Origin of the sequence: Paraburkholderia sp. C35 (assembly GCF_003121405.1) — a bacterium.
Lineage (GTDB): Bacteria > Pseudomonadota > Gammaproteobacteria > Burkholderiales > Burkholderiaceae > Paraburkholderia.
Window position 1 is genome coordinate 142,922 of sequence record NZ_QBUY01000003.1, and the last position, 18,827, is coordinate 161,748.

General features: G+C 62.0%; 17 protein-coding genes. 5 read left to right on the forward strand and 12 right to left on the reverse strand.

What is annotated here, in order from left to right; genetic code table 11:
* Positions 1-121 precede the first annotated feature (121 nt).
* Entirely contained in the window at positions 122-811 is a 690-nt protein-coding gene (locus DK391_RS03075; protein WP_109476522.1) for an HD domain-containing protein, read from the reverse strand.
* Positions 812-1,024: 213 nt separating this feature from the next.
* The gene (locus DK391_RS03080) at positions 1,025-1,960 is read right to left on the reverse strand and encodes a LysR substrate-binding domain-containing protein (RefSeq protein WP_109476621.1); all 936 of its coding nucleotides are present in this window, start codon (positions 1,958-1,960) and stop codon (positions 1,025-1,027) included.
* 131 nt (positions 1,961-2,091) lie between these two features.
* Here DK391_RS03080 and DK391_RS03085 point away from each other — a divergent pair, with 131 nt between their 5' ends.
* Positions 2,092-2,865 carry a transporter substrate-binding domain-containing protein gene (locus tag DK391_RS03085; protein WP_109476523.1) on the forward strand — a complete coding sequence of 258 codons (774 nt, stop codon included), beginning with the start codon at positions 2,092-2,094 and terminating at the stop codon, positions 2,863-2,865.
* Between the two features lie 35 nt (positions 2,866-2,900).
* The gene (locus DK391_RS03090; protein WP_109476524.1) at positions 2,901-4,016 is read left to right on the forward strand and encodes a succinylglutamate desuccinylase/aspartoacylase family protein; all 1,116 of its coding nucleotides are present in this window, start codon (positions 2,901-2,903) and stop codon (positions 4,014-4,016) included.
* A 57-nt stretch (positions 4,017-4,073) separates the two neighbouring features.
* Here the strand turns inward: DK391_RS03090 and DK391_RS03095 are convergent, their stop codons facing one another.
* A complete protein-coding gene (locus DK391_RS03095) occupies positions 4,074-4,889 on the reverse strand; it encodes an SDR family oxidoreductase (protein WP_109476525.1) in 816 nt (271 codons plus the stop codon).
* A 127-nt stretch (positions 4,890-5,016) separates the two neighbouring features.
* On the opposite strand from DK391_RS03095, the gene DK391_RS03100 reads away from it, so the two are divergent.
* Entirely contained in the window at positions 5,017-5,955 is a 939-nt protein-coding gene (locus DK391_RS03100; protein ID WP_109476526.1) for a GlxA family transcriptional regulator, read from the forward strand.
* 250 nt (positions 5,956-6,205) lie between these two features.
* Positions 6,206-6,856: a hypothetical protein gene (locus DK391_RS03105; RefSeq protein WP_109476527.1), complete on the forward strand. Its 651-nt coding sequence runs from the start codon at positions 6,206-6,208 to the stop codon at positions 6,854-6,856.
* A 98-nt stretch (positions 6,857-6,954) separates the two neighbouring features.
* Here the strand turns inward: DK391_RS03105 and DK391_RS03110 are convergent, their stop codons facing one another.
* From DK391_RS03110 to DK391_RS44085, 4 genes are all read right to left on the reverse strand, one after another.
* Positions 6,955-7,542, reverse strand: coding sequence for a YSC84-related protein (locus DK391_RS03110; RefSeq protein WP_109476528.1), 588 nt, complete (start codon positions 7,540-7,542; stop codon positions 6,955-6,957).
* A 372-nt stretch (positions 7,543-7,914) separates the two neighbouring features.
* Positions 7,915-8,898: a flagellar motor protein MotB gene (gene motB, locus DK391_RS03115; protein WP_109476529.1), complete on the reverse strand. Its 984-nt coding sequence runs from the start codon at positions 8,896-8,898 to the stop codon at positions 7,915-7,917.
* A 23-nt stretch (positions 8,899-8,921) separates the two neighbouring features.
* A complete protein-coding gene (gene motA / locus DK391_RS03120) occupies positions 8,922-9,791 on the reverse strand; it encodes a flagellar motor stator protein MotA (protein ID WP_109476530.1) in 870 nt (289 codons plus the stop codon).
* 78 nt (positions 9,792-9,869) lie between these two features.
* On the reverse strand, positions 9,870-10,115 hold the full coding sequence (locus DK391_RS44085) for a hypothetical protein (protein WP_162600658.1): 246 nt from the start codon (positions 10,113-10,115) through the stop codon (positions 9,870-9,872).
* Between the two features lie 187 nt (positions 10,116-10,302).
* On the opposite strand from DK391_RS44085, the gene DK391_RS03130 reads away from it, so the two are divergent.
* Positions 10,303-11,475, forward strand: a complete 1,173-nt coding sequence (locus tag DK391_RS03130) for a Fic family protein (protein WP_162600659.1) — start codon at positions 10,303-10,305, stop codon at positions 11,473-11,475.
* Positions 11,476-11,505: 30 nt separating this feature from the next.
* On the opposite strand, the gene DK391_RS03135 is transcribed toward DK391_RS03130, so the two are convergent.
* From DK391_RS03135 to DK391_RS03155, 5 genes are all read right to left on the reverse strand, one after another.
* The gene (locus DK391_RS03135) at positions 11,506-12,360 is read right to left on the reverse strand and encodes a DUF2242 domain-containing protein (protein ID WP_109476622.1); all 855 of its coding nucleotides are present in this window, start codon (positions 12,358-12,360) and stop codon (positions 11,506-11,508) included.
* A 204-nt stretch (positions 12,361-12,564) separates the two neighbouring features.
* Entirely contained in the window at positions 12,565-13,677 is a 1,113-nt protein-coding gene (locus DK391_RS03140; RefSeq protein WP_109476533.1) for a hybrid sensor histidine kinase/response regulator, read from the reverse strand.
* Entirely contained in the window at positions 13,674-14,309 is a 636-nt protein-coding gene (locus DK391_RS03145) for a chemotaxis protein CheB (protein ID WP_109476534.1), read from the reverse strand. Before DK391_RS03145 ends, DK391_RS03140 begins: the two co-directional genes overlap by 4 nt.
* A 40-nt stretch (positions 14,310-14,349) precedes the next feature.
* Positions 14,350-15,198, reverse strand: coding sequence for a CheR family methyltransferase (locus DK391_RS03150; protein WP_109476535.1), 849 nt, complete (start codon positions 15,196-15,198; stop codon positions 14,350-14,352).
* 19 nt (positions 15,199-15,217) lie between these two features.
* Positions 15,218-18,703: a response regulator gene (locus DK391_RS03155; protein ID WP_109476536.1), complete on the reverse strand. Its 3,486-nt coding sequence runs from the start codon at positions 18,701-18,703 to the stop codon at positions 15,218-15,220.
* Positions 18,704-18,827 lie beyond the last annotated feature (124 nt).

An 18,827-nucleotide genomic window follows, 5' to 3' on the forward strand; every position in this document is an offset into this window, starting at 1 on the left:
CTCACCGCAAAGAAAAAAATCCGCGCTCGCAAGAACGCGGATCCAAAGGCACGCTTGAGCGGAGACTGCAAGCGGCTTGATCGTCAACAGACCTTGACGAGGAGAGATCGATTCACCGCGCTCAGCCGTGGTTATGCGCAGGATTGCGGCACACGCCGGCCTGCACGTTCGAGTCGTTCCATGCCGAGCCGAGAATGATGCTGCAGAAATTCAGGCGCTTGTATTCCGGGTCTTTCAACGCGAGCACATCGGCTTTGACGTTGCCGAAGGTCGTGAGCGGCTTGTGCTTCGTGCCGTTCGCGAATGCGTCGATGATGTTTTCCTTGAAGTTCTCGCCACGCGGATGTGCCGCGACGACCAGCTTGCGGTCTTCCGTCGCGAACTCGTCGTAGGCGAGACCGAGCACATCCATTTCGACGCCTGCCGTCACCAGCGCGACCACGGGCTTCTTGTACTGCGGAATGCCCGGCGTCGTGTGCAGCGCGATCGAATCCCACACCATTTCGATCTCGTTCTCACCGATGCCATAGCCAAGCAGAAAATCGCGCGCGGCATTGGCACCATCGACTTCGAAGCGATCGTGCGCGCTGCTGTACTTTTCCATCAGGCCCATGTCATGGAACATCGCGCCGATGTAGAGCAACTCAGGGTCGTACTTCATCTGCTTGCGCTGTCCCGTCAGCGCGCCGAACAGGAACACGCGACGCGAGTGGTGAAAGAGCAGATCGGTTTCCGTGTCGCGCACGAGTTGCGTCGCTTCACGCGCCATCTTGCTGTCGGGGATCTTGATGCCTGCGATGATTTCGCTCATTTTCGGTTCTCCAGAACGTGATCGGTGGTGGCCGTTCGCTGTGTCGAAATGTGCGATCGGCGTGTGATCAAAGTGTAGGGAGAGCCCTTCTGCGGGGCAAAAGCATTGATACGCGCGATCCTGCCAACCGCGCGCGGTTTCCTGCCAACTGGGCCGAAACGGGCGTGAGGTGAGGGTTTTCGGGAGCCTGCGCAGCGCGCGATGGTTGCTGGTTCAACCAGATTGATGGTTGCGCGCGCGCACGGTGCGCGTGTACGACGCGATCATCGTCGCGAGTTCCTGGGCGGCGGGCGTGAGCGGTGCAGCGGCGCGCTGCAGCACGCAGACGTCCTGTGCGGCGACGCGTTCGCGCACGTCGATGGTTGTCAGCACGCGCGCGAAGGGGCCGCGCTTCGTCACGACGGCGGCCTCCAGCGACAGGCAATCCGTCTCGCTCACCAGATGCAGCGACTCGAACAACCCTTCGACGGTCGAGACGATTCGCGGCGGATCGAGCCGATAGCGTGCGAACAGATCGTTGAGGCGATGTGCTTGTGGATCGTCGGTGAGGTTGGGCGAGCGGGTTGCGATCCACGAGCAGTCCGCGAGTTCGGCCAGCGATGTCGCGTGCGCCAGCGGATGCCCGCGCCTGCACACGACGACAGGATCGGACGGATACAGCTTGGTGACGGAGAGATCGGTCGTATCCGTATGCTTCGACACGAGCGCCACCGCGAAGTCGAGCGTGCCCTCACGAATCCACTGGATCATCATTCGCGACGTGCCCGTGCGCATGTGCGCCGCCACGCGCGGAAAGCGCTCGCGGAACTCGGTCAGCACGGGCGCGCCCGCGTCGATCAGTGGCTCGGTCGTCAGGCCGAACGTGACCTGTCCGGTGTATTCGCCGCGCAACTGCTGCGCTTCATGCTCGGCGCGCGCGCATTCACCGAGGATCGTCGCCGCGCGCTGCAGCATGCGTTGCCCGATCGCCGTCAGCGCGATGCCGCGATTGGTGCGCGTGAACAGCGTCGCGCCGAGCATCGCTTCGAGGTTCTGCAACTGCTGCGTGACGCCGCTCTGCGCGATGCCGAGCGCGCGCGACGCGGCGCGAATGCTGCCGTGCTCGGCAACGGCTGTGAACACGCGGAGTTGGGAAATGGTGAGCGCCATCGGCAGCGGAGCAGACTGTGTGATCAGCAAAAGTGATCATGATAGACAGATTTGCACTTTTTTGTATCACTATGGCGTCGTAGGATCGGCTCGGAAACCATCCCATTAAAGCCGACTACAGGCCGTTCGCCATGAAGATCTCGCTGGTACTTCTCCTCGCCGCATTGGGTTTTGCAAGCCAGGGCGCGTTCGCGCGCGACAACGACACGGTGCGTCTAGGCATCGACCCGACTTATCCGCCGATGGATGCGAAAGCGCCCGACGGCAGTCTCAAGGGCTTCGACGTCGATCTCGGCAACGAAATCTGCAAGCGCATTCACGCGCGCTGCGAGTGGGTCGAACTGGAGTTCTCCGGCATGATTCCGGCGCTGCAGGCGCGCAAGATCGACGCGATCATGTCGTCGATGGCGATTACCGCGAAGCGCGAGCAACAGATTCTTTTCTCGTCGAAGTTGTTCCAGTTCAAATCGCGTCTGGTCGCGAAGCAGGGCACGGCACTCAACGGCAGCGCGCCCGCTACGCTCGCCGGCAAGCAGATCGGCGTGCAAACGGGCACGCAGTTCGAGTCCTACGCGCAATCGCACTGGGCGACGGCGGGCGTGCATGTGGTCGCGTACAAAGGCCAGGACGAAGTGTTCAGCGACCTGATCAACGGCCGCCTGGATGGCGCGCTTCTGGGCACTGTCGAGGCCGACTATGGTTTCCTGCGCACGCCGCAGGGCAAGGGTTTCGCATTCGTCGGCGAGCCGCTCGATATGGGCGATCGCGGCGTTGGTATCGGCATGCGCAAGGACGAAACTGCGCTGCAGACATCCATCAATTCGGCGATCGCGTCGATGCGCAAAGACGGCACCTACGCGCAGATCGCGCACAAGTATTTCGACTTCGATCCGTACGGCAACTGATCGGATCGCACGCGAACGATTTTTAGAAGAGTCACATGAACAGGCAATCCATTCCGCTTCTTTCGCCCGCAGTCGGCACTTCGCGCGAAGTCGTTTCGTTTCATTTCGGTCCGCAAAACAGCGGACAAAAATTCTATATCCAGGCGTCGCTGCATGCAGACGAAACGCCCGCGATGCTGACGACGGTGTTGCTCAAGCGGCGCCTCGTCGAACTCGAAGCGCAAGGTTTGCTGAAAGCCGAAGTCGTGCTGGTGCCGGTGGCGAATCCTGTCGGTCTTAGCCAGCATGTGCTCGGCCAGTTCATCGGGCGTTTTGAAACGGGCAGCGGCAAGAACTTCAACCGGCATTTCATGCAGTTCGCGACGTTGCTGGATCGCGCGAAAGATCGTCTCGGCTCCGATGCAAACGAGAACCGCGACCTGATTCGTCAACTGGTGCGCGAGCAACTCGACGCGCAAAAGCCGCTGACCGAATATGAATCGCTGCAACTCGCGTTGCTGAAGCTGTCGCACGATGCCGACGTCGTGATTGACCTGCATTGCTCGCTCGAAGCCGTGATGCATGTCTACACGAGCGAAGCGGGTTGGCCGGACATCGAGCCGCTCGCGCGTTATCTGCGTTCGGAAGCGTCGCTGCTCGCGACGGATTCAGGCGGTCAGGCATTCGACGAAGCGCACAGCCTCTTGTGGTGGCATCTGCAGCAACAGTTGCCGGCGGGCAAGCCGATTGCGACGGGCACGGTCGCGGTGACCATCGAATGTCGCGGACAGCGCGACGTTTCCTACGAAATCGCGCAGCAGGACGCTGACGCGCTGGTCGACTATCTGATCCATCGCAAGGCGATTGAAGGCGTCGCGAAGCCGATGCCGGAGCTGCCGACGCCCGCGCCGCCGCTTGCAGGCAGCGAGCAGTTTTACGCGCCTGTTAGCGGGATCCTCGTGCATCGCGTGAAGATTGGCGACTGGATTCGTGCCGGCGATGCGTTGTTCGATATCGTCGATCCGCTGACGGACGAGACCACGACCATCACCAGCAATACGGAGGGCGTGCTTTACATGCGGCGCGCGATCCGTTTCGTGACGGCGGGTGCGCCGCTGGGTCGCGTGACAGGTACGCGCGCGTTTCGTACGGGTGTGCTGCTCGGCGCGTGACGCGTTCGGGCGGCGAGGGCAGAGTTTAGGCGCATAAACTCTGCCCGTTCCCATTCCTCAAGCCACGTTAAACCGCTCAGCCGGCGCGCTGCGCGACAGATTCGGTCCAAGCGCAGCACGCGCCGATTCGAACTTTTGCCAGTCGGCGTAATCGGGCAGCGAAGGAATGGTCGCCAGTTCGCCCTGATCGAAGCCGACCAGCGACGCGTCCACCATCTGTTCCGCCGACATCACAATCCCGCGCTCTTCGACCATTTCGATCGGCACGCCTGCGACATCCCAGAACTCGGTACGGGTCGCGCCCGGCAATACCGCTTGCACCTTGATGCCCTTGCTTGCCAGTTCGTGATGCAGCGATTGCGTCAGCGCGAGCACGAATGCCTTCGTGCCGCCGTAGACGCCGTTCAGGATTTCAGGCGCGACCGCCACGATAGACGCAATGTTGATGATGTTGCCGCTGCCGCGCGCGACAAAGCCAGGCACGATCGCGTACGTCAGCCGCGTCAGCGCGATGACGTTCAGCTTGATCATCGCTTCCATTTTCTCGACGTCGGAATCCACCAGCGGTGCGGCTGCACCGACGCCCGCGTTGTTCACCAGCATCGTGATGCTCGCATCCGTGCGCAATACGTTTTCGACTCGGCGAACGTCGGCATCGTCGTTCAGATCGGCGGCGACGATTTCAACCGAACGGCCCGTTTCATTCGAAATACGCGTCGCCAGTTGTTCGAGACGCGAGCGGTTGCGGGCGACGAGGATCAGGTCGTAGCCGCGGCGCGCAAGCCGGTCCGCGTAAATCGCACCGATGCCCGACGAGGCACCCGTCACGACGGCCGTGCCGAGATTCGCAGCGATATGGGAAGAAGTCGACATGTTCATGCTCCTGAGTGAGTGGGCGCAGGCGACGCCGCGTCGTCTGCATGGCCACAAGATTAGGTGCATACTCACATGACCTCAACGTCATAGATCCCTCCTTTTAGGACATCGCTGGAGTCAAGCCATGCTGCGCGTCGGAATCGTTCTGTACCCCGGTTTTCAGGTAATGAATCTGGGCATGACAAGCGTGCTGGAGTTCGCGAACCGCGAAATGAGCGAGCCGCTGTATGACTTCGTGCTGCTATCCGAGCGCGGCGGCCCGGTGGCGTGCTCGTCGGGTTTCGAGGTATCGACTCAGCCTTTCGACGACAGCCGCTTCGACACGATTCTCGTGGTCGGCGACAACGACTTGCAGCCATCGCGGCCTTCGCTGATCGAATTTCTCCAACGCGCGGCACCTGCGGCGCGGCGTGTTGCTGCTGCGTGCACGGGCGCGTTTCATCTGGCCGAGGCGGGTCTGCTCGACGGCAAGCGAGCGACGACGCACTGGTATTACGCCGACGACATGCGCAAACGTTATCCGCACGTCAAAGTGGAAGAGGATCGCATTTTCATCATCGATAGCGATATGTGGACGTCGGCGGGCATGACGGCGTGCATCGACCTGGCGCTTGCGTTCGTCGAGAAGGATGCAGGCGTCGAACTCGCGCGTCATGTCGCTCGCAAGCTGGTCGTGTATCACCGGCGTGCGGGCGGCCAGTCGCAATTCTCGGCGCTGCTCGAACTCGCGCCGAAGTCTGATCGGATCCAGACGGCCTTGTCTTACGCGAGGCGCAATCTGAGTGCGCCGCTTTCCGTCGAACAGCTTGCGGACGCCGCGCATCTGAGTCCGCGCCAGTTCACGCGTGCATTCCGGGAGGAAACGGGACAGACGCCTGCGAAGGCAGTGGAACGTTTGCGCGTCGAGGCGGCGCGGCTGATGCTCGAAACTGGGCGGCACGGCGTCGACGTGGTGGCGCGCGATGTGGGCTTCGGCGATGGCGAACGCATGCGGCGTGCGTTCCTGCGCGCGTTCGGCCAGCCGCCGCAGGCCATCCAGCGTATGGCGCGCGGCATTGAATGACGGAGTTGGAATCCGGTAAGGATGTGTAATTTACCGATTCGCACGCGAGAGTGCGTCTTTTAAAGGGCTTAAAACAGGCATGCAAAGAACGTTTTAAATATTCATTAAAGATTTTCTGTGAGTGGTCCGTAATAAGACGGGTCTGGGACGCCGCCGCAACGCAAGCACTTTGCGTGTGACGGGCAATTATTCCCGATACACGCGGCGTCAAGGTCAGGCGCCCTCCAGAACCCCGAAGGAAATCTCACAGATGAACAGGCTGTTGGTCACGCTTGCGGCAGGCTTCGCGCTGTCCGCACCTCTCGCGCACGCTCACGAAATCTACGGTCAGGTCGGCACAGAAGGTCTCGGCATTGGCTTCTCCGAACCGATCGGCACGCGCGACAACATCCGCGCCGAATTCAACGGCTTCGCGCTGTCGCACAACTTCAGCGCCGGCGGCCTGAACTACGACGGCAAGGCCAAGATCTATCACGGCGGCCTGTACCTCGACTTCTTCCCGGCGCCCGCCACCGTGCCGTTCCGCATCACGGCGGGCATGATCATCGGCGGCGACAACGTGTCGGGCGACGCGACCAGCCCGAGCGGCACCGTGCGCATCAACGGCACCGACTACGCGACGAATGGCGAGACCGTCCACGCGAAGGCGAAGTATCCGACAGTGCGTCCGTACATCGGCATCGGCTTCGGCCATACGCCCATTGCGCAGAAGGGCTTCTCCGCGTTCTTCGATGCCGGCGTGACCTACGGCCGTCCGGATGTGACGCTCGACGTGCCTGCCGACATCGTCGCCGAAGCCGGTCAGGCGAACGTCGACCAGGAGCGCCAGGATCTTCAGAACAAGGCTGACAAGTGGCGCTGGTATCCGATCGTGAAGGTCGGCGTCACGTACCGCTTCTGATCGCTGCGAAGCACATAAGCAAAACGGCTCGCCATCGGCAATGGCGAGCCGTTTGTCTTTCTGCGCGTGACGCGCAGGATTACCGCGTTGCGCAGCGCTCAGATGTTCAGCTTCGACACCTTGGTACCTGCCAGCGACACGTCGGCCATGAGGCCCGAGTTCGTCATCACGATGGCTTCGACGGGCGCGGTGGCCGTGGTGGTATCGAGTGCGCCGTTCGCGCCGACTTTCAGCAATGCCACCGACGCATCGGCACCCGCCGACCAGCCGCTGGCGTTGCGGAATTTGTCGAGTGCGTCTTGCGTCATGAAGAGGAAGATGATCGCTTTCGATTGCGCGCCCAACTGCAGGCCGAACGAGCCGGAAATCGTGCTGTAGTAGCCCGCAGTGCTGCCGCCCACACGCAGCGCGCCCTCGCCGTACTGCCCGCCCACTACGAAGCCGACCTGCAGCACGGAAGGAAACACGAGCACGCCGCGAGCCTTGGCGACCAGTTCGCGCGAGCCTTGCACCGTGGTGTAGAGCTTCGAGAGCGTGCCGTCGACGCTGGCATCGATCGACTGGCGCTTGGACATGTCGGTGGCGGCCGACTCACCGCTGCTCTTGGTAGTGGTGCAGCCCGACATCAACAGGCCGCCGTAGGCGAGTGCAGCAACACTTGCTGTCACGAAGTGTCTTCTTTGCATTGTCGTTCTCCATCTCCTATCAGGCATTGAAGGGAAAATGCACGTTTGCACGCGTGATTTCGCGCAAGCGCAACTGCGGTGCTTCCTCCACCAATATCAGAAACGTGTTGCGGTTGTGAAGGTGTGGATGGAAATTGATTTGCGGCGGAAGCGGGTGTGTCGTGCGCGGTGGCACCGGGGGACGGGATTGTGTCGATGGGTGAAACGGTGCGAGGCGATGTTTCGGGTTGTGGGCCTGTTTATGTAGTCGGATTCAGGCATGTCGCTGGCATGCCCGATATGACTTGCCCTTTCAGGCGTCGCGCCACACGACGCGATGCCTGAAACACGAGGGTAAAACACGAATGCCAGCGAAAGCGCGAGGCAATCCGCTCAATACGTGGTGCGAACACTCACCTTCATCTTCGACACAACGCCCGGAATCGCCTCACTGGCCGGCAAAGCCTGATCGATCGATGTCCGCCCGCCGTCACTGAAAAACGCCTGTTCGGCAGCCTTGTTCAGCACCAGAACGCTAATCCGTCGATTGGTCGGCTCGTCAGCAACGTTCGCATTGAGCGGCAGAACATCGGCGAGACCGCGCACCTGCAGCAGCTTGTCTTCCCGCATCCCGCCCGCGACCAGTGCGCGCCGCGCCGCATTCGCGCGCTCCGACGACAACTCCCAGTTCGAATAGCCGGCAGGCCCGTTCGCATAGGTCGTAGCGTCCGTGTGGCCTGCAATCGAAATGCGATTGTCGACATCGTTCAATGCCGCGCCGATCTGCGTAAGAATCGTTGCCGCGTAGTCTTGCAGCTTCGAACTTCCCGTCGCGAACATCGGGCGCTTCAGCGAATCGACGATCTCGATGCGCAAGCCCTCGTTCGTAATCGAAATGCGGATCTGATCCTTGAACGCCTTCAACGCGGGCGTCTGCTCGATCAGCGCCGAGAGCTTCGACTTCAACTGTTCGAGACGCGCGGAGTCGTTCGGCACCATTGCGGCCTGCGTGAGTGTCGGTTTCGCCGGTTCCTGCTGCGTCTTCTTGCCATCGCCGGGGCGCGTGTCCGACATGTCGCGGCCGCCGCCCTGAATCACGTTCGGACGTGCCGCCGCCGTCCCTTCGTTGCCGCCGAGCAGGCTCGACAGCGGCGTGTTGAAGTAATCCTCGATACCCTGCTTGTCATACTTCGACGTCGAACCAAGCAGCCACATCAACAGGAAGAAGGCCATCATCGCGGTCACGAAGTCCGCGTAGGCGATCTTCCATGCGCCGCCGTGATGTCCGCCGTGTCCGTCGCCCTTCTTCGAGCGGCGCACGATCACGGGCGCGGCTTTCTCGCTCGCTTCCTCGCCGCGGGGTTTTCTTTCGGCCATGCCGTTCTCCCTTTCCGCAAGCGTCAGGCCGACTTCGGCATCTTGGTGGCGCGCACGGCGTCGTCGAGCTCCTGGAAGCTCGGACGGTCTGCCGTGAACAGCACCTTGCGGCCGAATTCGACCGCGACGGGCGGCGCGTAGCCGGACAGCGACGCGAGCAGCACGGCCTTCACGCACTGATATGGCTTCGCTTCCGCGCGGCCCTTCGCGTTGAGCAGATCGGCCACGGGGCCGATGAAGCCATACGCGAGCAGAATGCCGAGGAACGTGCCGACCAGCGCGCCCGCGATCATTTCGCCGAGCACGGCGGGCGGCGCGCCGACGGAACCCATCGTGTGCACCACGCCCATCACGGCCGCGACGATGCCGAACGCGGGCAGGCCGTCCGCCATCTTCTGGATCGCATTGGCGGGCACCGACGATTCGGCGTGATGCGTTTCCAGTTCTTCGTCCATCAGATCCTGCATTTCGAGCACGTTGACGTTGCCCGTCGCCATCATCCGCAGATAATCGACGATGAAATCGAGCAGATGATGGTCTTTCAGCACATGCGAATATTTCTGGAACAGTGCGCTTTCTTCCGGCGCGTTGACGTCGGCTTCGAGCGCCATCATGCCTTCCTTACGCGCTTTCTGAAGCAGCTCATAAAGCAGCGCAATCAGTTCGAGATAAACCTCTTTCGAATAACCGCCGCCCTTGAAACAGCTAGGCAAAGCCTTGATGGTTTTCTTCAATACCGAAACGGGATTGCTGACGACGAACGCGCCAATTGCCGCGCCGAAAATGCACAGCAATTCGAACGGCTGAACCAGCGCGGGCAAATGGCCGCCCACGCCCAGAAAGCTCCCGATCACCGATCCGAGAACCAGCACCCAACCAATAGCGACAAACATGGACCCTCTCCAATTTTGAGCACCAGCGGCACGCGAATATCGGCAGGTTTGACTGCACCGAAATTGCGTACCGTTTTGTTAATTCCGTGAAGGTGGTAACGGCTGGATTGGCGTCATGCTGAAGTGCGGGCAAAGCCCAATCGGGAAAATATTTTCGACGATTTGATTTATATCGATGCTTCGGTCGTTTTTACTGGCGACGTTTTTACCGATCACGAATTTAAAACAGATAATCGGCTCGCGATCGGCAAAATGGGTGAAATCTTGAGTGTGGAGGGGAAAATAAATACGTTGAATATCGCCTGATGCGACGCGCGATTCCACGGGTCTGTGCTTCGCCCCGTTCAAGGTCGGGCGACTCGGCGAGCATCCCGTGAGTCGAATACGCAGCTAATCGACTCAAAGAATGAGTCGATTAGCTGCGTATTCGACTCAAACCTGGCTATACTGCTATTCGACTCGCCATATGAGTCGATTGTCGAACGTAATCGACTCAACCCGATCCAGCACCATGTCACCGACCCGATCTCTCATCTGGCAGGCGCCCACGTGGCCCGGCATGCACTACGACGCCGTTCGCGTCGGCGCTGAGCTGTCGCGCGCGCGCCGAGCGCAGGGCGTCGTGGAAGGCAAACTGGCGGGCCTTGGCTTCGAGCAGCGGCTGGAGCTTGCCGCCGAGGCGTGGAGCCAGGACGCGGTGGCGACGGCCGCCATCGAGGGTGAGCGCATCGATCTCACGGCGGTGCGTTCGTCCGTTGCACGGCGGCTCGGTGTCGGAAATCAGGATGGTCCGAACGCGCCCAGGAGCGTCGAAGGTCTGCTCGACATCATGGATGACGCAGTACGGCAACGGGAGGCGCCGCTAACGCATGAGCGCCTGTATGCATGGCAGGCGGCGCTCTTCCCGACTGGCTACTCAGGCATGGTGAAAATCCTCGTAGGAGCATATCGCGAGCATGCCGAGCCGATGCAGATCATCAGCGGGCGCGTGGGGCACGAAAGGGTTCACTACGAAGCACCGTCGTCGGCTGACGTCCCGGCAGAGATGCAGAAGTTGCTGGACTGGTTCAACGCGACCACGGAGCACGACAGTCTGGTCAAGGCGGCGCTCGCTCATCTCTGGTTCGAGACGATTCACCCCTTTGAGGACGGCAACGGCCGGATTGGCCGCGTGCTCATCGATCTTGTGCTGGCGCGCGATAGCGGTGACGTAAGCCGTTTGATCCGCACATCACAGCGCCTGCTGGACAGGCGGCGTGACTACTACGAACAGCTGGAGCGTGCGCAGCACGGCGGACTGGACGTGACCGAATGGGTCGTGTGGTTCGTGGAACAGGTGCGTGTGTCTTGCGAGGAAGCGTCGCGAGTCGTGGACGCATCACTCGAGAAAGCCGTGTTCTGGATGAACCACCAGGACAAGGTGCTGACGGCGCGGCAGCGCAAAGTCGTCAACCTTCTGATCGACGCCGGACCCAACGGTTTCGAAGGCGGTATGAGTACCCGGAAATACGAAGGCATAGGCGGCACTTCGCGGGCCACCGCGTCGCGCGAACTGATTGAACTCGAGGAACTGGGATTCCTGCGCAAGGTTGGCGCTGGTCGCTCGACCCGCTATTACCTGAGCATCCAGGAATGGGGCCCGGCGGACGCGATTCATGACGGAGAACCGGCTGAAGGCAACTGAGGTGCCGGAGTCAGCATTTCGCCGACAACCTCACTGCACCGCAGCCGCTCCCGAAGCAGGCGTATCCGCAACCGCTGGCGCGCCGTCGAGCAGTGCTGCCGCCGCGGCCGCCGCCGCGGCTTCATGCGCCGTGGTCGCCACCGAAGCAGGCGTTGACGAAGCAACCGGCGTTGCCGCAGCAACAGCCGCCGCCGTGGACAAAGGCGCCGACACGATGACGGGCGCGGGCGTACCACCGGGCGTCGTCTGTGTCGGCGTGACGACCAGTGCAGGTGCAGGCGCGGGCGCGGGCAACGGCGTCGCTTCGACGGAATTGCCCGGCACGGGCATGCTGCGCACCACGTTAGCCAGATAGTGGCTGATCAGATTGAAGAAGCCGTCGTAGAACTTGCCCGACTGGATCGTCTCGCTGGAAATTTTCACCATCGCGTCGCTGTTCTGGCGGATCGGCAGCGACAGCGAGCCGAGCACGCTCAAGCCCACGCTGGCCGACGTATCGCTTTTCTTCAGCGCATAGCCGCTCTGCACCGCGTTCGCGTAGACGATGCTGCTGTTGGTCGCGTCATCGCCCGCCGTGCAGACGATATGGAATTCGACCGTGAAGTGCGAATCGCTGGCGGGCTGGAAGTTCTTGCTGGCATCGACGGTATCGGGACGCACCAGCGTCGTCATGTAGCCCTGGCTCAGGAGCGCGCGGCGCGCGCCTTCACAGGCTTCCGTGCTGGTCACCTGAAACGTACGCGTATAAGGACTCGCGCCGCTGCTGACGAAGTCTTCCTGCAGTTTCGCCTTGGGCGGTGTCGAGCAGGCGCCGAGCACGGCAAGAACGGGCAGGCTCAACGCGAGAGCAAGGCGAGAAGCGCGACGGGAAAGGCGGCTGGACATGATGACGAAGCGGACAACGGGACCGGACGGCATGCATTGTAGTGTGGTTTGATGGCAAGCCGTTATTACATCGGCTGACAGCGCGACGCGCCGCCGCCACACACGAAACGGGGCGCGGACGCCGGCCCGCGCAGGCCAAGGCGCCTGCACCGCAGCCGTATCTCTTACGAAGTATTTCCAAAGCGGCCCGCAGGCCGCGGCAATTCAACTCACCCAGCTTTGCGCGGTGCGCGGCAGTTCGACCGTAAAGACGGTGCCGATGACGTCGTCCGATTTGCCCGTCACCTTGCCGCCATGCATGTGCACGATCTTGTGAACGATGTGCAGACCGAGACCCAGCCCTTCGCGCGAGCGCTCGCCCGCGCTGTTCGAGCCGAATGCTTCGAACAGATGCGGCAGCATCGCGGCGGAAATCGCGCCGCGATTGCTGACCGTCAGACGCAGCCATTTCGAATCGTCGGCGTCGATGTCGACGGTGATCGGGCTGCCATGCTCGCCGTGATGCAACGCGTTGCTGATCAGGTTCGAGATGGCCTGCCACAGCAGATCCGTGTCCCACGTGCCGGTCGTATTACCGCGCGACGTGAACGCAATCTGGCCCGCATGCTCGTGCGTCGCGAACTCTTCGATCACGCCACGGCACAGCGTTGCCAGTTCGGCCGCATGAGGTTGCAATTGCATGCGGCCGCCTTGCAGGCGCGCGAGATTCAGCAGCTGATGCACCATCCGCGACATGCGCAGCGAGCTGTTGCGGATACGTCCCGCGACCGTCGCGGATTGCTCGTCGGGTGCATTGCGCACCAGGTATTCCGCCGATGCCAGCACCGTGCCGAGCGGCGTGCGCAGATCGTGGCCGAGCACGGCCATCAGCATTTCATTCGCTTCGAGCAGCTGGCGCGTGGTCAGCAACTGATCGGCGAGTTGCCGCTTGTGTTGTTCGAGTTGCACGAACACGTCGACTTTCGACTGCAGGATGCGCGGATCGAACGGTTTGTGCAGGAAGTCGACGGCGCCCGCTTCGTAGCCACGGAACGTACGCGACGCGTCTTCCGTCGTCGCCGTCAGAAAGATGATCGGCACATGCGACGTGCGCGGACTGCCACGCATCAGCGACGCCAGTTCGAAGCCGTTCATGCCGGGCATGTTGACGTCGAGAATCGCCAGCGCGGCTTCGTGCTTGAGGAGCAGATCGAGTGCCGCCGTGCCCGAATTCGCGACCAGCAATTCGATGCCCGGACGCGCGAGCAACGCCTCCAGCGCCGTGATGTTATGCGCGATGTCGTCGACGATCAGAATGTTGACGGTGGAGTTCCTCATGTCATCGTTCTAGTGTGAGGCGGCAGACCGGCGAGCCGCCGGGCCATCTGGGTTGGAGAAAGCACTTCGTCGGCGGCACCGCGCGCGATGGCCGCGCCCGGCATTGTCGGCGAGACAGCCGTTTGCGGGTCTTGCACCCACGCGACGCCGCCCATCGCGCGGATCACTTCGAGGCCATGCGCGCCGTCGTCGTTGGCACCCGAAAGCAGGATGCCGAGCAGCCGCTCGCGGTACACGTGCGCGGCCGATTCGAACAGCACGTCGATGGACGGACGCGAATAGCGCACCGTCGAATCGATCGACAGCGCAATCGTACGGTCGTCATCGATCAGCATGTGATAACCAGGCGGCGCGAGATGCACGCGGCCCGGCAGCACCGGCTCGCCCGCGTCCGGTTCGACCACGTGGAGCGCACAGCGATAGCCGAGCGTTTCGGCCAGCCGGCTCGGCGGCTCGGCGGGCAGGTGCGAGACGATCAGCACCGCGACACCGAACGATGCCGGCAACGCGGGCAACAGCACGTTCAACGCGTCGATGCCGCCCGCCGATGCACCGATTGCCACGGCCTCGAACGCGCGCGTCTCCACCGACGCGGCAGCGCCCGTTGGAGAAGGTCGGCGAGGTGTGTTCATCGGTTTCGATCGATCGTTCGATGTTGAAATCACGTGCAGTCTAGCGCTTCTGGTAAATGCGCTCGCGTTCGCGGAACTCCTCGAATGCATCGTACTGCGTCGAAAAGCGCAAGCTCTCCTTGCTGCCGAGTCCGAGAAAGCCGCGCCGCACCAGCGTGTCCTTGAAGAGACCGAGCGCACGATCCTGCAAGGCGCGATCGAAATAGATCAGCACATTGCGGCACGACACGAGGTGCGCTTCGAGAAAGACTTCGTCGGTGGACAGGCTGTGATCCGCGAACACGACGCGCTCTTTCAGCGGCCCGGAAAAGCGCGCGCCGCCATACGCTGCGTGATAGTAGTCGGAGAGCGAGCGTTTGCCGCCCGCTGCCAGATAGTTGCGCGTAAAGCCCGCGATGCGGTCGAGCGCATAAATACCCGCATCGGCGCGCGTGAGCGCATCGGGATTGATGTCGGTCGCGTAGAACAGCGTGCGCTCGGTGAGGCCCGCTTCGTCGAACAGGATTTTCAGCGACCACAGTTCTTCGCCCGTGCTGCATCCGGCCACCCACACCTTGATCGACGGATAGGTTTGTAGCACGGGCAGCACGTGATCGCGCAGTGCGAGAAAGTAGGCGGGGTCGCGGAACATGTCGCTGACCTGCACCGTCAGGTAGTGAAACAGCCGCACGAAATCGGCTTCGCTGCGCATGATCCTGTCCTGCAACTGCGACAGCGTGGTGACGCCGAATTCTTCGAGCGCCTGTACGAGACGCCGCCGCAACGACGACATCGAGTAGCGCCGGAAGTCGTGCTGGTACTTCAGATAAATCGCTTCCAGCAGCAGCTTCAGCTCGATGTCGAAATCGTGCATGCGTTGCGGCGAATCGTCGTACGAGAAACGGCTCATGGCTTGCGGCTCCTCGCGCCTAGCGTTGCCGCAGCCACACGCGGCACAGCGAAATCAGCTTGTCGACGTCGATGGGCTTGGAGATGTAGTCGTCGGCACCGGCTTCGAGGCAGCGCATGCGGTCTTGCGCCATTGCTTTCGCCGTCAACGCGATGATGGGCAGATGCGCGAAGTGCGGATCGCGGCGAATGTGCCCGATCGCCGTCAGACCGTCCATCTCCGGCATCATGATGTCCATCAGCACGAGATCCACTTCGCGTCCGCTGTTTAGCGCTTCGAGTGCTTCACGGCCGTTGCGCGCAATTTCGAGCCTCGCACCCAGCGGCTCGATCACGTGCGACAGCGCGAAGATGTTGCGCACGTCGTCTTCTGCGAGCAGGATGGTGCGCCCTTCGAACTGGTTGTCGCGCTGGCGCACGGTGCGCAACATGCGCTGCTGTTCGGGCGCGAGCGACGACTCGACGCTATGCAGGAACAGCGTCACTTCATCGAGCAGACGTTCAGGTGACTTTGCGCCCTTGATGATGATCGATTTCGAGTAGCGGCGTAGCCGGTGCTCTTCATCGCCGGACAGCATGCGGCCCGTGTAGACGATCACGGGCATCGCCTGATGCGTGACGTCGGCGGCGAGCTGTTCGAGCAGATCGTAGCCGGTGCCGTCGGGCAACGCGAGATCGGTCACCACGCAATCGAACAGTTCCGTCGACAGTTGCTCCAGCGCGCCCGCGAGCGTCGCGACGGCGACGATCTCCGTCGTATCGCTTTGCAGCAGCGCGCGAATGCTCTCGCGCATCGCGGCATCGTCTTCGATTACCAGCACGCGTTTCATACGCTGTTGCAGGCGGCTTTCGAGGCGCCGGATCGCCGCTTCCAGCGTGGTGCGCGCGGTCGGCTTGATCGTGTAGCCGACTGCGCCCAGATGCAGCGCTTTTTCGGCGTGATCGGTGGCGGAGACGATGTGAATCGGAATGTGACGCGTGGCGGGATCGTTCTTCAGCCATTCGAGCACCGTCAGCCCCGAGCGGTCGGGCAGGCCGACATCAAGCAGAACGGCCGTCGGCTGCATGTCGCGCACGAGTGTGAGACCCGTGGTTGCATCCATCGCGTGGACGAAATCGAAGTCGAGTTCGTGCGTGAGATCGCGCAGGATCTCGGCGAACACGAGGTCGTCTTCAATAGCGAGGATCAGACGATTTTCGTGGCGGAGGTTGTCGCGGTCGTCATGTACTGATGGCTGCGCGATGGCGGACTGCGTCGACATCAGCGGCGGTTCGGCATGGAGCGTTGCCACGGCAGCCGTGCGTGCGGCCGGCTTCAGCAATTCCGCAGGCTGCGGTGGCGTGTGCGCCTGTACGTTCGCCGGGCCTTGCAGCGGCAGCCACAGCGTGAACACGCTGCCCTTGCCCGGTTCGCTCGCCACACTGACACGGCCGCCCAGCAGCCGCGCGAATTCACGCGAGATCGACAGGCCGAGGCCGCTGCCGCCATAGTGACGGCTGGTCGAGCCGTCTGCCTGCTGGAACGCTTCGAAGATCAGTTCGAGTTTTTCGGCGGCGATGCCGATGCCCGTATCGCGCACGTCGAAACGCAGCGTGTTCGCGTCGCCAGCAGCGACGGTGAGCGCGACTTCGCCCTGCTCGGTGAACTTCAACGCGTTGGATAGCAGGTTGCGCAGGATCTGCGCGACGCGCTGGCCATCGGTGACGATCGTGTCGGGCACGCCGGGCGCACGCTCGGCCGAGAACTGCAGATGCTTCGCAGCCGCCATTGGCTCGAACATTTCGCGCAGCGACTGCAACATCGAATCGAGCGGCACCGTTTCGCTGTCGATGGTGATCTGTCCGGCTTCCACCTTCGACAGATCGAGGATGTCGTTGATCAGCACCAGCAGGTCGCTGTTCGACGCATGAATCGTTTCCGCGTAGCGCACCTGCTCTTCCGTCAGGTTGCCGGTGCGGTTCTCCTGCAACAGGCGCGCGAGTATCAGCGAGCTGTTCAGCGGCGTGCGCAGTTCATGCGACATGTTCGCAAGAAACTCGGACTTGTAGCGGCTCGACTGTTCCAGCCGCGCAGCGTTGGCGGCCAGTTCGTCCTGTGCTTCGAGCAGATCGGACTTCTGGCGCTCCAGACGCTTCGCGTAGTCTTCAAGCTGCACGTTGGTCTGTTCGAGTTCCGCCTGCTGCGCCTCGAGCCGCGATTGCGATTCGACCAGCGCACGGCCGCGTTCTTCGAGACCTTCATTCGATACGCGCAACTCTTCCTGCTGTACCTGAAGCTCTTCATTCAACTGCTGCGTTTCGGCGAGCGCATCCTGCAAGCGTTCGCGATACAGCGCGGCTTCGATGAAATCGCCCATGCTGTTGGCGATCAGCGTCAGAAACTCGTGATCGCGCGGACTGATGTTGCGCATGAAGCCAAGCTCGATCACGCCGTTGACGACGCCATCGTTTTCGATGGGCAGAACGACGAGGTTGCGCGGCGCACTCATGCCCGTGCCGGAGACGACCTTGATGTAATCGTCGGGGACGTCGTGCAGAACCAGCGTACGGCGCGACGCGGCGGCCTGGCCGATCAGGCTTTCGGCTTCGCGGAAGGTGCGGGTTGCCTGCTCGCTTTCCTGGCTGAAGCCGTAAGTTGCGATGCGTTTGAGGCTGCCCGTTGCACGGTCGCGCACGTATAACGCCGCGACCAGCACGTCCAGATATTCGGCGAGAAAGTCGAGAATCGCGCGGCCAACCAGCGGCGGCCCCGACTGGCCGACAACCCGTTCCGCGAGCAGCCGCTGCCCGGAACGCAACCAGACCTGCTGCTGCAATACATCGGTGTGCTCGGCCTGGCGCGCAAGCACGCCGTCATACGATTCGGACAGGTTCAGCAGATCGCGCCGCCCGCGATACGCGATAAAACCGCTCACCGACAGGCTGACGATCAGAAACACGCCGACCAGGATCGACGTGACGTTGCGTGCATCGCCGGAACGCTGCTGACGCAGTGCTTCTTCCACCGCGAGAAACTGGCCGAACAGCCGCCGCGTTTCGTCGAATTCGATCTTGCCGCGACCGCTCTTCACCTGCTCGGTGTAATCCAGGTTGCGCCGGCGCAGATCGATCATCTCCTGCGCGAACTGATCCCAGCGCTGCTGCACGCCGCGAATGCGCTTGAGCTGCTCGACCTGCGACGGGTTATCGGAAACCAGTTGCATCAGCGTGTTGATCTCTGTTTCGAAGCGCGGCTGGCCAAGCTGATACGGCGCGAGGAAATTCTCGTCGCCCGTGATCAGGAAACCGCGCAATGCGGATTCCCTGTCGACCGCCAGGCGCAGCATTTCATTCGCGTTGCCGATCACGCGCTCCGAATGCTCGACCCAGCTCATCGTGTTGACGAGGTACGCAATGAGCGCGACGAACAGCGCCATCGTGATGACGCCGAGTGCGAGTGGCAGCGCGATGTTGCGGCGAATGATGCGACGAAAACTGATCTGATCGACAGCGGCAATGGCGGTCATTTTTGCTGCGTTGCCGCCTGGCTCGTGTGATGGATTCGGCATTTTTGACTGGAGAAAACGTTGGCGTCTGTAGTTGTAGCCGGAATGTGCGACTGCACGGCTATGCCCGGAATGCAGTGATGCA

What these genes read in the sequence shown, in the direction of transcription:
- DK391_RS03155 (WP_109476536.1), bottom strand. Translation starts at nt 18,703, where the DNA reads ATGACCGCCATTGCCGCTGTCGATCAGATCAGTTTTCGTCGCATCATT.
- DK391_RS03090 (WP_109476524.1), top strand. Translation starts at nt 2,901, where the DNA reads ATGAACAGGCAATCCATTCCGCTTCTTTCGCCCGCAGTCGGCACTTCG.
- motA (WP_109476530.1), bottom strand. Translation starts at nt 9,791, where the DNA reads ATGTTTGTCGCTATTGGTTGGGTGCTGGTTCTCGGATCGGTGATCGGG.
- DK391_RS03135 (WP_109476622.1), bottom strand. Translation starts at nt 12,360, where the DNA reads ATGTCCAGCCGCCTTTCCCGTCGCGCTTCTCGCCTTGCTCTCGCGTTG.
- DK391_RS03075 (WP_109476522.1), bottom strand. Translation starts at nt 811, where the DNA reads ATGAGCGAAATCATCGCAGGCATCAAGATCCCCGACAGCAAGATGGCG.
- DK391_RS03140 (WP_109476533.1), bottom strand. Translation starts at nt 13,677, where the DNA reads ATGAGGAACTCCACCGTCAACATTCTGATCGTCGACGACATCGCGCAT.
- DK391_RS03100 (WP_109476526.1), top strand. Translation starts at nt 5,017, where the DNA reads ATGCTGCGCGTCGGAATCGTTCTGTACCCCGGTTTTCAGGTAATGAAT.
- DK391_RS03150 (WP_109476535.1), bottom strand. Translation starts at nt 15,198, where the DNA reads ATGAGCCGTTTCTCGTACGACGATTCGCCGCAACGCATGCACGATTTC.
- DK391_RS03080 (WP_109476621.1), bottom strand. Translation starts at nt 1,960, where the DNA reads ATGGCGCTCACCATTTCCCAACTCCGCGTGTTCACAGCCGTTGCCGAG.
- DK391_RS03130 (WP_162600659.1), top strand. Translation starts at nt 10,303, where the DNA reads ATGTCACCGACCCGATCTCTCATCTGGCAGGCGCCCACGTGGCCCGGC.
- DK391_RS03110 (WP_109476528.1), bottom strand. Translation starts at nt 7,542, where the DNA reads ATGCAAAGAAGACACTTCGTGACAGCAAGTGTTGCTGCACTCGCCTAC.
- DK391_RS03105 (WP_109476527.1), top strand. Translation starts at nt 6,206, where the DNA reads ATGAACAGGCTGTTGGTCACGCTTGCGGCAGGCTTCGCGCTGTCCGCA.
- DK391_RS03095 (WP_109476525.1), bottom strand. Translation starts at nt 4,889, where the DNA reads ATGTCGACTTCTTCCCATATCGCTGCGAATCTCGGCACGGCCGTCGTG.
- DK391_RS03145 (WP_109476534.1), bottom strand. Translation starts at nt 14,309, where the DNA reads ATGAACACACCTCGCCGACCTTCTCCAACGGGCGCTGCCGCGTCGGTG.
- DK391_RS03085 (WP_109476523.1), top strand. Translation starts at nt 2,092, where the DNA reads ATGAAGATCTCGCTGGTACTTCTCCTCGCCGCATTGGGTTTTGCAAGC.
- motB (WP_109476529.1), bottom strand. Translation starts at nt 8,898, where the DNA reads ATGGCCGAAAGAAAACCCCGCGGCGAGGAAGCGAGCGAGAAAGCCGCG.